Source organism: Streptomyces sp. NPDC001514 (genome assembly GCF_053597075.1).
Genome location: NZ_JBSFHO010000020.1, coordinates 42,720 through 54,740, shown reverse-complemented (window position 1 = coordinate 54,740; position 12,021 = coordinate 42,720). Strand labels below are relative to the sequence as shown.

The window sequence follows — 12,021 nt, the reverse complement described above, 5'->3', positions numbered from 1 at the left end:
GGATGGCCCAAACATTGCAGGGGTGTGAACGGCACCACTTCACGCGACGGGCGCGAGGATGCCACCATGGATCCGGTCCGGGGACGCCGTAAGGGCGCCTCGAGATGACGAAGGAGCCGTTCACCATGACGCTTCAGGCTGCCCAGACGGGGCCCGCCGACAGCAGCAGCAAGGCGCTGTACGGCGGCAAGGGCACTCGCCGCATCACCGTCCACGACATCGCCGCCGCCAAGGAGCGGGGCGAGAAGTGGCCCATGCTCACCGCGTACGACGCCATGACGGCGTCCGTGTTCGACGAGGCCGGCATCCCGGTCATGCTCGTCGGCGACTCGATGGGCAACTGCCATCTCGGTTACGACACCACCGTGCCCGTCACGATGGACGAGATGACCCTGCTGTCCGCCGCCGTCGTACGGGGCACGAAGCGGGCCCTCGTCGTCGGCGACCTGCCCTTCGGCTCGTACCAGGAGGGCCCGGTCCAGGCCCTGCGCTCGGCGACCCGGCTGGTCAAGGAGGCCGGTGTCGGTGCCGTCAAGCTGGAGGGTGGGGAGCGCTCCCTGCCCCAGACCGAGATGCTGGTCCAGGCCGGCATCCCCGTCATGTCCCACCTGGGCCTGACCCCGCAGTCCGTCAACACGATGGGATACCGGGTCCAGGGCCGCAGCGACGAGGCCGCGCACCGGCTGATCCGCGACGCCAAGGCGGCGCAGGACGCGGGCGCGTTCGCCGTCGTGCTGGAGCTCGTACCGGCCGGACTGGCCGCCGAGGTCACCCGCTCGCTGCACATCCCGACCATCGGCATCGGCGCCGGCCCCGACACGGACGCACAGGTCCTCGTCTGGACCGACATGGCCGGGCTGACGGGCGGGAAGGTGCCGCGCTTCACCAAGCAGTACGCGAATCTCCGGCAGACGCTCGGCGACGCGGCGAAGGCTTTCGCGGACGATGTCGTCGGCGGGGCGTTCCCGGCCGAGGAGCACACCTTCCACTGACGCACCACGAGCTCACCGACGCACCACGGGCTCACCGTCGGAGCCGGAAGGCACCACAAGCCCGAAGGCGCCACAAGCCGTAAGGCACCAGGCAACACCGCCCGAGCCACTCCTGGCACCAACGACAGCCCGCCGATCTTCCCCCGTCGGCGGGCTGTCGGCGTCCCAAGAGGTCTCCGGCACCCGGGCGTAGCCTGAAACCGGACTCGGGATCCGCCTCTCTCCACCCGGAAGGTGGATGATCATGGCCGGAATCTTCTCCAAGAACTTCGACTCCGCCGACGAAACCCGTCCCTTCGAGGACGGCAAGGGAAGGGTCGAGGTGCTCACCACGGACCGCGGCCCCGTCGGCCGGGGCGTCTTCGAGCCGGGCTGGCAGTGGTCCAAGCACGTCAAGCCCATCGCCGGCACCGAGAGCTGCCAGGCCGCGCACGCCGGATACGTCATCAGCGGGCGGATGAAGATCGTCATGGACGACGGCGAGTCCGCGGAGGCGGGGCCCGGCGACTACATCGGCATCGCGCCCGGGCACGACGCCTGGGTCGTCGGTGACGAGCCCTGCGTCGTCGTCGACTGGGCGGGCTTCGGGGACTACGCCAAGCCGGCTGCGTAGGCCTCTCGTCAGCCCCTCTTCAGGCCACTTCTTCAGGCCCCTCCTCAGGTCTTCAGGCCACTTCTTCAGGCCCCTCCTCAGGCCCTTCGCAGGACCCTCTCACGCCCCGCGTCACGTCGTGTCGGTGCGGTTGTCCACAGGCTGTCGGCGGCTTGTCGGTGGTTTGTCGGTGGTGGCTGGCACCTTGTACGGCATGACGCGAAACGACAAGAACGCCGTCGAGGTACGAGGCCTCGTGAAGCACTACGGCGAGACGAAGGCCTTGGACGGCGTGGACCTCGACGTCCGCGAGGGCACGGTCCTCGGCGTCCTCGGCCCCAACGGGGCGGGCAAGACCACGCTCGTGCGCTGCCTGTCCACCCTCATCGCCCCGGACGCCGGACGCGCCACCGTCGCCGGGTTCGACGTGGTCAAGCAGCCCCGCCAGCTGCGCCGGACGATCGGCCTCACCGGGCAGTACGCCTCGGTGGACGAGAAGCTGTCCGGCTGGGAGAACCTGTACATGATCGGGCGGCTGCTCGATCTCTCCCGCAAGGACGCCCGCCGCCGGGCCGACGAACTGCTGGAGCGGTTCTCGCTCACGGAGGCGGGCAAGCGCCCGGCCTCGACGTACTCGGGCGGTATGCGGCGCCGCCTCGACCTGGCCGCCTCGATGATCGGGCAGCCCGCTGTGCTCTATCTGGACGAGCCGACGACCGGCCTCGACCCCCGCACGCGCAACGAGGTGTGGGACGAGGTCCAGCGGATGGTCGCCGAGGGCGTCACCGTCCTCCTCACCACGCAGTACATGGAAGAGGCCGAGCAACTGGCGAGCGCGCTGACGGTCATCGACCGCGGCCGGGTCATCGCCGAGGGCCGGATCGACGAGCTGAAGGCGAAGGTCGGCGGCCGGACACTGCGGATCCGGCCCGCCGACCCGGCGCAGCTCCCCTCGATGGCCGCAGCGGTCCGCGAGGCGGGCCTCGATGGGGTCTCGGGCGCGCAGGCCGTGCCCGACGAGGGCGTGCTGTACGTACCGATCCTCAGCGACGAGCAGTTGACCGCCGTGGTCGGCCTGCTGGGGACCCGCGGCTTCGCCATCGCCGACATCGGCACCGATCTGCCCAGCCTGGACGAGGTGTTCCTGGCCATCACCGGCCAGAAGTCGGCGTCCGTCAACGACACGATTCCCCAGGAGGTCGCGGCGTGAGCGCCACCACCGTCAGCCCCACCCCCACTCCCCGTCCCCACACGCTCGCCGACGAGGGCCGGATCGGCCTGCGCGGCAATCTGCGGCACATCGGCGCGCTCGTCCGCCGCAATCTGCTGTGGATCCGGCAGGACCCGGAGTCGATGTTCGACGCCGTGCTGATGCCGATCGTCTTCACGCTGCTGTTCGTGTTCGTGTTCGGCGGCGCGATCGCCGGCAAGGGCAACCAGCAGGAGTACGTCAACTATGTGGTGCCCGGCCTGATGGCGATGATGGGTATGAACATCGCGATGGGTGTCGGCACCGGCTTCAACCAGGACTTCCAGACGGGCGTCATGGACCGGTTCCGGTCCCTGCCCATCGCCCGGTCCTCCGTCCTGATCGCCAAGATCGTCGTCGAGATCGGCCGGATGCTCGTCGCCACGGCGATCCTTCTGACGGTCGGCTTCCTGCTCGGCCTGTCCGTGGCGGATGTCCCCGGGCTGCTCGCGGCCGTCGGTCTGTCGCTGGTCTTCGGCTCCTCGATCATGTGGATCTTCCTCACCATGGGCGTGACCATGAAGAACGCCCAGGCGATTCAGGGAATGGGCTTCCTCGTGCTGATGCCGCTGCAGTTCGGTTCCTCGATCTTCGCGCCGACGAACTCGATGCCGGGCTGGCTGCAAGCCTTCACGGACTACAACCCGCTGTCGTCGCTGGCCGACGCGGCCCGCGGACTGATGAACGGCGGCCCGGTCGCCAACGATGTGTGGGTGACGCTGATCTGGTCGGCGGTGATCACCGCGGTGATGGCTCCGGTCGCGATACGGAAGTTCCGTACGAAGTCCTGAGCCGGTCGAGATGGTCGCGTACGAGGGCGGCGGCCTGCTCCAGGGAGAGGCCGCCGCCCTCGGCGTACCGCGCGGCGAACTCGGCGTCGCCGAGGGCCGCGCGGACGACCCGCTCGGCGCGGGCGCGGCTCTCGCGCTCCACCGACATCGCCAGGACATGTCCGGCCGGGAGCACCTGCTCGTACGCACCGAGCAGCCGGGCCGCGTCATCTGCCGGCTCCCGGCCGAGACCGGCAAGCGCCTCGGCGGCGGTCACGAGATGGACGGCGGGCATATGCGGCGCGACCATCAGCGACAGCGGGGTCAGCGAGCTCTCCAGCGCCTGGTGGGCGTGGTCCAGGGCATCGCCGTAGCGGCCGTCCAGGCAGTCCAGCCAGGCGACACAGCCCCGCCGGAAACCCTCGAAGATCGCGAGGGTGGACGGGCGGAACTCCTCGGCCAGCAGGTCGAGTTGCTCCCGCGCCTCCGTGGTGCGGCCGGTGCGGCCGAGCTGCAGGCACAGGCAGAGACGGGCCGCGGGCACGACCTCACGGGCGGTGCCCTCGCCGACGCCGGCGAGCACGTCCCGGAGGATCGCCTCGGCCTCCTCGTCACGGCCGAGTTCGCCGACGACCCCGGCCAGCCTGGACCGCAGCAGCGGCACCTGGCTCTGGGCGCCGAGCCGCTCGGCACGGTCGATCGCGGCGGCGAAGTCCTCGGCGGCGAGCCGGAACTCGCCGCGCTTCTCGCGGGCCTCGCCCCGCGCCGACAGCGCCTCGGCGGCGCCCCACAGGTCGCCGAGCCGGTCGAAGATCTCCAGGCTGCGGTCCGCGTCACGGCTCGCGTCGCCCGCCCATGCGCCGCGGTTGGCGAGGAGGTTGGCGCGCATCTGCAGCGCGGCGGCGAGCGACCACTCGTCGCCGGACTCCTCGCAGCCGCGCACGGTCGCGTCGAGCACCTGAAGCAGCTGCTCGCCGTCCCCGGTCAGCATGATCGCGAAGATCCAGAGCGTGCCGGGGAAACGGCAGATCTGGGGGAGCCCGGGCCGGTAGACCTCGGTGACCCCGCGCAGCCATTCCAGGCGCTCGGGCGTCGTCCAGTCGTCCAGGCCGTGCTCCATGCTGACCATCGCGATCAGCCGCACGCCCCGCCGCGCCTCCTGGAGCAGCTCGGGCGCCAGCGGCGGGGAGGTGTCCGTGACGGGCGCGTCAAGCGGCGGCGCCGGCACGAGGGGCGGCGCGAACGGGTCGGGACCGAGGGCCGCGGCGGCCTGCGCCCAGTGCCGGGCGTCGGCCCGCAGATCCCGCATCTGCCAGTACCAGGCGAGGGAGAGGACCAGGCAGAGTGCCTCCTGCTCGTCCCGGGCGGCGACGGCCCGGCGCAGCGCGGTGCGAAGGTTGTCGTACTGCAGCTCCAGCCGCGCGACGGCACTGATCTGCTCCGGGCCGCGCAGCAACGGGTCCGTGCGGCGGGCGAGTTCGCGGTAGTACGTGAGATGGGCACGCTCGGCCTCCGACCGGTCGCCGGCCTCGTCCAGCCGTTCCGATGCGTATTCGGAGACCGTCTCCAGCAGTCGGTACCGCATCGCCCCGTCCGCCGAAGGCGCCGCGACCACCAGCGACTTGTCGACGAGCGCCCCGAGCACGGAGACGACGTCCTGGGCGCCGACGGGTGCGGAGGCATTGAGCGGTGCGGAGGCACCGAGCGCTGCGGAGGCGCCGAGGGCCGGCGGGGAGGCGCAGACCCACTCCGCCGCCGCCAGGTCGCAGCCGCGGGCGAAGACCGAGAGGCGGCGCAGGACCGACCGTTCGGCGTCGTCGAGGAGGTCCCAGGACCAGTCGACGACGGCGCGCAGGGTCTGCTGGCGGGGCAGTACCGTACGGCTCCCGCTGGTCAGCAGCCGGAAACGGTCGTCGAGGCGGTCGGCGATCTGGCGCGGGGTGAGCATCCGCAGCCGGGCGGCGGCGAGCTCGACGGCGAGCGGCAGTCCGTCCAGGCGGCGGCAGATCTCGGCGGCCGCCTCCGGATCGTCCTCGACCCGGAACGCCGGATTCGCGGCCGCACCCCGGTCGGCGAGCAGCCGCAGCGCCATCGGGTCGGGCAGGGGGTCGACGGGACGCACCGACTCGCCGGGGACGCCGAGCGGTTCGCGGCTGGTCGCGAGGACCGTGATCCCCGGGCAGTGCTCCAGGATCTGCTCGCACAGCGCGGCGGCCGCGGCCACGACGTGCTCGCAGTTGTCGAGGACGATCAGCATGCGGCGGCGCGCGCAGTGTTCGCCGAGGCGTACCAGCGGGTCGTCGCCGTGCAGGTCGGACGCGGCCCGCAACTCCTCGGCGCCCGCTCCGCGCAGCACGGTCTCGCGCGCCCCGAGCGCCGTGAGCACGGCCTCGGGCACGTTCTCCGGGTCGCCGACGGGCGCGAGCTCCACGAGCCAGACGCCGTCCGCGTACGCCCCGGCCACGCGCTCGGCGGCCTCCTGTGACAGCCGCGTCTTGCCTGCCCCGCCGGGCCCGAGCAGCGTGACCAGCCGCGCCCGTGCGAGGTCCCCGCGGATGGCCTCGATGTCCGCCTCGCGTCCGACGAAGCTGGTCAGCCGTGCCCGCAGGTTCCCCACCAGGGCGGGTGCCTCCCCCACCGGCTGCAGCCCGGGCCCTGCCCCCGGACCCGCCCCGCTGCCGGTCCCTGGATTCAGCAGCTCCGCGTGCAGGGTGCGCAGTTCCGGGCCCGGGTCCGTACCCAGCCGGGCCGCCAGCTCGCGGCGTACGGACTCGTACGCCGCGAGGGCCTCGGCCGTACGGCCCGCGGCACGCAGGGCGCGGATACGCAGCGCCTGCAGCGGTTCGTCGAGCGGATGGTCGCCGCAGAGCGCGGCGAGCTGCGGCAGCGTCTCCTCCGCGCGGCCCAGGGCGAGGGCTGCGGCGAGTCGTGAGCGGCGGGCGTCCAGGCGGCGGGCCTCCCAGCGGGCCGCATCGGCGGTACGGTCCGGCAGATCGGCCAGCACCGGGCCCCGCCACAGCGCCAACGCCTCGTCGAGCAGCTCCGCCGCCCCGCCCGGGTCACCCTGCGCAAGCGCCCGCGCTCCCTCTCCCGCGAGCCGCTCGAAACGGTGCAGGTCCACGTCGTCGGACCCGGCGCCCAGCCGGTAACCACCGTCCGCCGACACGACCGCGTCGTGCCCGAGAGCCCGCCGCGCCCGCCCGACGAGCGCCTGCACCGCCCCCACCGGGTCGGCGGGCGGATCCCCGTCCCACACCTCGTCGACGAGCACGCCGACCGGGACCGTTCGCCCGGCGCGCAGCGCCAGCACGGCCACCAGCGCACGCAGCCGAGCCCCGCCGAGCACGGCGGGGGTGCCGTCGTCATGGACTGCCTGGGTGGTGCCGAGTACGCGGTAATGCACCGGCCCATTGTCGTCGATCGCCAGGAACGCTCACGGCCTCACAGCACGTTGCCCGGTTGTCACCACGACGGTCTACCCTGCCCAAGCCCGATGCCCGATGCCCGACGACGCCCGGCGCCCGGCGCCCGGCGCCAGAAGCCCGACGCCGCGTACCCAGGATCCAGGACCCAGGAGCCCCGCCCATGACCACGGCCGCGACCCGCCGCAGCGATCGCCGCATCTCCCCCGTCTTCCTCGGCATCGCCGCGATCATGGCGGTCACCGCCTGGGCGGTCTGGACGGACTTCGCCTCCGAGCCGGGCGTGGCGGTGTTCCTCTTCGTCACGTCCGCATGGATCGTCTCGCTCTGTCTGCACGAGTACGCACACGCCCGTACCGCGCTCCACAGCGGCGACCTCACCGTCGGCGCCAAGGGCTATCTGACGCTCAACCCGCTCACGTACACGCACGCACTGCTGAGCATCGTGCTCCCCGTCATTTTCGTGATCATGGGCGGCATCGGCCTGCCCGGCGGCGCGGTCTTCATCGAGCGCCACCGCATCCGGGGCCGCTGGAAGCACAGTCTGATCTCGGCGGCGGGCCCGCTGACGAACGTCCTGTTCGCGGCCGTGTGCACCGCGCCGTTCTGGCTGGGCGCCCTGGACGGCGTACCGATCGCCTTCCGCTTCGCCCTTGGTTTCCTGGCGCTGCTGCAGGTGACGGCGGCGATCCTGAACCTCCTGCCGGTTCCGGGCCTGGACGGGTACGGGGTGATCGAGCCGTGGCTTTCGCACGGCATCCGGCGTCAGGTCGAGCCGTTCGCGCCGTTCGGGCTGCTCGCCGTCTTCGGCGTCCTCTTCATCCCCGCGGTCAACCACGCGTTCTTCGACGCGATCTTCGCGGTCATGGACGGCCTGGGCGTGTCACGGGCGGAGGTCGCATGCGGCCAGGACCTCTACCGCTTCTGGACCGAGCAGTACCCGGTCTGTACGGAGGCGATCAGCCGCTAGCCTTCGCCGCCTGCAGCGCCTTCTCGGCCTTCGCCCGGCGGATGTAGTACACCGCCATGTTCGAGGAGACACCGGCCATGAGCACCCATACGATCCCCAGCCAGCTGCCCTGCACGAAGGACACGACCGCCGCGGCGACGGCGAGGACGCAGATGACGACGGCGTAGAGGGCGAGGCGGGGCATGGGGGTCGGCTCCTGTCCGGGGGCTGTCGGTGCCCGTCCAGTGTCCCCCATGCCGCCGGGCCCTCAGACGTCGGTCACGCGCAGACCCGCGTGTGCCTTGTAGCGGCGGTTCACCGAGATCAGGTTGGCGACCAGCGACTCGACCTGGTGCGCGTTCCTCAACCGGCCGGCGAAGACGCCCCGCATGCCGGGGATACGGCCCGCCAGCGCCTGGACGAGGTCCGTGTCGGCGCGGGACTCGCCCAGGACCATCACATCGGTGTCGATCTCCTCGATCGACTCGTCCTGCAGCAGCACCGCCGAGAGGTGGTGGAAGGCGGCGGTCACGCGCGCCTCGGGCAGCAGGGCGGCGGCCTGCTCGGCGGCGCTGCCCTCCTCCGGCTTCAGCGCGTAGGCGCCCTTCTTGTCGAAGCCGAGCGGGTTCACGCAGTCGACGACCAGCTTCCCGGCGAGCTCATCGCGCAGCGCCTCCAGGGTCTTGGCGTGCCCCTCCCACGGCACGGCGACGATCACGACATCGCTGCGCCGCGCGCACTCGGCGTTCTCGGCCCCCTCGATGCCCAGGCCCAGCTCGGCGGCGGCGGTCTCGGCCCGCTCGGCCGCCCGGGAGCCGATGATCACCTTCTGTCCGGCGCGCGCGAGGCGGTACGCGAGGCCCCGGCCCTGGTCACCGGTGCCGCCGAGGACGCCGACGACGAGTCCGGAGACGTCGGGGAGGTCCCAGGGGTCCTTGGCGGGAGCGGGGGGCTTCGGGGCGGCGGCGTTGTCCTGTGAAGTCATGACCTCGACATTACTGGCTGGTCGGGTGGGGGTGAGCGGACCGCCGTTCGACGGAATCCAACCACGCGCCCCAGCCGAGTGCGCCGGCTGTCGGACCCGGGATTCCCGTACGGGTGAGCTGCCGCCAACGGCCCGTCCGGAGGCCGTCGTTCGGGAAGGATGCGGGGGCATGGATGCCGTACGCGTCGCACTGCTGCGAGAAGTCCTCGCCGGGACCGCATGGCCCGCGGCAGCCCGCCGGTTCGCCGGGGCGCTGCGGTCTTCCGTCGTCCCGCAGGGCGGTGGGCTGTTGCTGGTGGGGACGGCCGAGTACGAGCCGTGGCATCTCGCCGCGCATCTCGTGGACGAGGCCGCGTGGTCCGGCCGGCCGGAGCTGGCGCCGACGCTGGTACGGCACCGGGTGCGGTCCGGGGACCCGGCGCACCTGGCGGTCGGGCTCGGCCGGATCGAAGGGGCCGGACGCGGGGAGACGCTGCTGGTGGTGGCGCCGCGGCGGCCGGACGCGGGGCTGCTGGAGCGGGTGCACGACGCACGGCGCTCCGGGGCGACGGTGCTGACGCTGGACGGCGGGGACCCGGAGGTGCGGGGTCTCGCGCACGAGGGGCTCACGGTGGGCGGTACGGCGGAGGTGGACCTCGACACGGTGCAGCACCTGGTGAGCGCGGCCGCCGGTGAGAACAGCCTGCCGCCCGCGCCTCGGGGGCGGCGCGGATTCCGCGACCGCCTCTCCCGCCTGGCGGACCAGCTGACGGCCCCGCCGCCCCCGCGCTGGTAGAGGGTGTGGGTGCGGAGGCGCCTGCGGCGGGCCTTCTCCCCGCCCCGCCCCTTCCCGAACTGTGGGCTTCGCCCCCAGCCCCCCGGGTATGACCGGCACCGCCCGGTCGGCCCGCGTGTCCGTCCTCAATCGCCGGACGGGCTTGAAGTACACCCGGCACCAATGAGTGGGCCAGCGTGTCCTTCCTCAAACGCCGGACAAGCTCAAAGCGCACCCGACACCCGCAAGCAAGCCGGGGCGTCCGTCCCCAAACACCGGACAGGCTCGACGGCACGGCAAGCAGGCCAGCGTGTCCGTCCGCAAACACCGACAGGCTCAAAGCGCACCCGACACCCGCAAGCAAGCCGGGGCGTCCGTCCCCAACGCCGGACGGGCTCCGAAGGAGCACCCGGGGTCGGACTCCCATCCCCACGCCCGAAGGGCGTAGGGGGTAAGGGCCAGGGGCTGAGCCCCAGAACCCATCCTCGCTGAGGTCCCCTACGCCCGCGGGGCGACCCCGCCGGGTCCGGGCGCACCCCCGCCGGGCCTGGTCGCAGCCCCGGCAGGGGTCCGGGGGCACCCGGGTCCGGGGCCGCAGCCCCCGTTCGGGGAAGGTCGGGGTGGGGGCTGTGTCGATGTGCGGCTCCGCAGCGTTGGCCCGCCGTAGGCGCACACCGCGCGCTCCCCGCCGTAATTCGGTTGTCGCCCCCCGCGATCCGCGCGGAACATGGGCCCTCGTGGCATCACGACTTCGCGCGCTGCTCCCCGATCCGGCCCCATGGCGGTCATCGCGGGACTTCCGGCTGCTGTGGGGCCAAGGTCTGGTCACCTACTTCAGCAGCTTCATGGCAATGGTGGCCCTGCCCCTGCAGATCAAGGAGCTGACCGGCTCGCCGTTGGCCGTCGGCGCCATGGGGGCCGTGGAGCTGGTGCCGCTCGTGGTGTTCGGGCTGTACGGCGGCGCGCTGGCGGATGCCGTCGACCGGCGCAAGGTCATCCTGCTCACCGAGGCGGGGCTGGGCGTGCTCGCCCTGATTCTGCTCGTGAACGCCCTTCTGCCCGCGCCCATGCTCTGGCCGCTGTACCTGGTGGCGGCCGGCGTCTCGGGCCTCGCGGGGCTCCAGCGGCCCGCGCTGGACTCGCTGCTGGCCCGGATCGTGCCGCACGACCAGCAGACCGCCGCGGCCGCGCTCAATGCTCTGCGCTGGCAGCTCGGCTCGATCGCCGGGCCCGCGCTCGCAGGCCTGGTCGTGGCGTACGCGGGCCACGCGGCGGCGTACGCCGCGACGGCCGGCGGCTTTGTCGTCTCCGTACTGCTGTGCGCACGGCTCACCGCGGCGCCGCCCGCGCACGACGCGGAGAAGCCGTCACTGCGCGGCATCGTGGAGGGCGCGCGGTACGCGTGGAGCCGGCCCGTGCTGCTCGGTACCTACGCGATCGACCTGGCCGCCATGCTCTTCGCGTTCCCCAACGCGATCTTCCCCTTCCTTGCGGACGAGCTGGACGCGCAGTGGTCGCTGGGGCTGATGTACGCGGCGGGGTCGGTGGGCTCGCTCGGGCTGAGCCTGACCAGCGGCTGGACGTCACGGGTGCGGCGGCACGGGCTGTTCGTCGTGATCGGCGCGGCCGGGTGGGGGCTGTCGATCGCTGCGGCGGGCCGGCTGACGAACGTCTGGCTGGTGCTGCTGTGCCTTGCGTTCGCGGGGGCGGGAGACATGCTCAGCGGGCTCGGCCGCGCCACGATCTGGAACCAGACCATCCCGGAGTCCCTGCGCGGCCGCCTCGCCGGGATCGAGGTCCTCTCGTACAGCATCGGCCCCCAGCTGGGCCAGGTCCGCGCGGGCGCCATGGCCGGATGGACCGGCACGCGCGCGGCCTTCTGGAGCGGCGGGCTCGCCTGCGTGGCGTCGGTCGGCCTGCTGGCCTCGGTGCTCCCGAAGCTCCTCACGTACGACGCAGACACCGACGACGACGCCCTGCGCCGCCGCGCCCAGAAGGAGGCGGCGGCGCAGGCAGAAGCAGCTCTCTGATCAGTCGGCCGTGTCCTCGTCACGCGGGGCGTCGTGCCACCTCGGGTCGTTCTCCCACTCCAGGTTCCGCTCGCGCGCCGTCTCCATCGCGTGCTCGGCGTCCTGGCGTGAGGCGTACGGGCCGAAGCGGTCCTTGGCCGGGCACTCGGGGCCCTCCTCGACCTTCTTGTGCTGCAGGCAGTAGTACCACTCGCCCGGCTTGCCCACCGTGCGCTTCTTGAACAGGGCCATCGTCGGCTCCTTCCTCTGACGCCATGCTGCCCCACCGCCCTCCCCCT

Annotated in this window: 11 protein-coding genes; 7 read left to right on the top strand and 4 right to left on the bottom strand. The window is 72.6% G+C overall.

What is annotated here, in order from left to right; all coding sequences use genetic code 11:
• Positions 1-125: 125 nt before the first annotated feature.
• The 4 genes from panB (at position 126) to ACWCXB_RS21650 (ending at position 3,624) form a co-directional block, all read left to right on the top strand.
• A complete protein-coding gene (gene panB / locus ACWCXB_RS21665) occupies positions 126-992 on the top strand; it encodes a 3-methyl-2-oxobutanoate hydroxymethyltransferase (RefSeq protein ID WP_450725083.1) in 867 nt (288 codons plus the stop codon).
• A gap of 244 nt (positions 993-1,236) precedes the next feature.
• Positions 1,237-1,605, top strand: coding sequence for a cupin domain-containing protein (locus ACWCXB_RS21660; protein ID WP_450725082.1), 369 nt, complete (start codon positions 1,237-1,239; stop codon positions 1,603-1,605).
• 193 nt (positions 1,606-1,798) lie between these two features.
• A complete protein-coding gene (locus ACWCXB_RS21655) occupies positions 1,799-2,794 on the top strand; it encodes an ATP-binding cassette domain-containing protein (RefSeq protein WP_450725081.1) in 996 nt (331 codons plus the stop codon).
• Entirely contained in the window at positions 2,791-3,624 is an 834-nt protein-coding gene (locus tag ACWCXB_RS21650; protein ID WP_450725080.1) for an ABC transporter permease, read from the top strand. Before ACWCXB_RS21655 ends, ACWCXB_RS21650 begins: the two co-directional genes overlap by 4 nt.
• On the opposite strand, the gene ACWCXB_RS21645 is transcribed toward ACWCXB_RS21650, so the two are convergent.
• A complete protein-coding gene (locus tag ACWCXB_RS21645; protein ID WP_450725079.1) occupies positions 3,572-7,006 on the bottom strand; it encodes a BTAD domain-containing putative transcriptional regulator in 3,435 nt (1,144 codons plus the stop codon). The two genes, ACWCXB_RS21650 and ACWCXB_RS21645, sit on opposite strands and share 53 nt — an antisense overlap.
• Positions 7,007-7,188: 182 nt before the next feature.
• On the opposite strand from ACWCXB_RS21645, the gene ACWCXB_RS21640 reads away from it, so the two are divergent.
• Positions 7,189-7,995 (top strand): site-2 protease family protein, encoded by an 807-nt coding sequence (locus tag ACWCXB_RS21640; RefSeq protein ID WP_450725078.1) that lies wholly within the window; start codon positions 7,189-7,191, stop codon positions 7,993-7,995.
• Here the strand turns inward: ACWCXB_RS21640 and ACWCXB_RS21635 are convergent.
• Together ACWCXB_RS21635 and npdG are read right to left on the bottom strand one after the other, a co-directional pair.
• Positions 7,985-8,230, bottom strand: a complete 246-nt coding sequence (locus ACWCXB_RS21635; protein ID WP_450725077.1) for a hypothetical protein — start codon at positions 8,228-8,230, stop codon at positions 7,985-7,987. The genes ACWCXB_RS21640 and ACWCXB_RS21635 overlap by 11 nt on opposite strands.
• A 12-nt stretch (positions 8,231-8,242) precedes the next feature.
• Positions 8,243-8,959 (bottom strand): NADPH-dependent F420 reductase, encoded by a 717-nt coding sequence (npdG, locus tag ACWCXB_RS21630; protein ID WP_450725076.1) that lies wholly within the window; start codon positions 8,957-8,959, stop codon positions 8,243-8,245.
• Positions 8,960-9,128: 169 nt separating this feature from the next.
• On the opposite strand from npdG, the gene ACWCXB_RS21625 reads away from it, so the two are divergent.
• Positions 9,129-9,734 carry a hypothetical protein gene (locus ACWCXB_RS21625; protein ID WP_450725075.1) on the top strand — a complete coding sequence of 202 codons (606 nt, stop codon included), beginning with the start codon at positions 9,129-9,131 and terminating at the stop codon, positions 9,732-9,734.
• Positions 9,735-10,450: 716 nt separating this feature from the next.
• Complete coding sequence (locus tag ACWCXB_RS21620; protein WP_450725074.1) at positions 10,451-11,743, top strand: MFS transporter; 1,293 nt, start codon at positions 10,451-10,453, stop codon at positions 11,741-11,743.
• Here ACWCXB_RS21620 and ACWCXB_RS21615 read toward each other — a convergent pair whose 3' ends face one another.
• Positions 11,744-11,974, bottom strand: a complete 231-nt coding sequence (locus ACWCXB_RS21615) for a hypothetical protein (protein WP_450725073.1) — start codon at positions 11,972-11,974, stop codon at positions 11,744-11,746. It abuts the gene before it with no gap.
• Positions 11,975-12,021 lie beyond the last annotated feature (47 nt).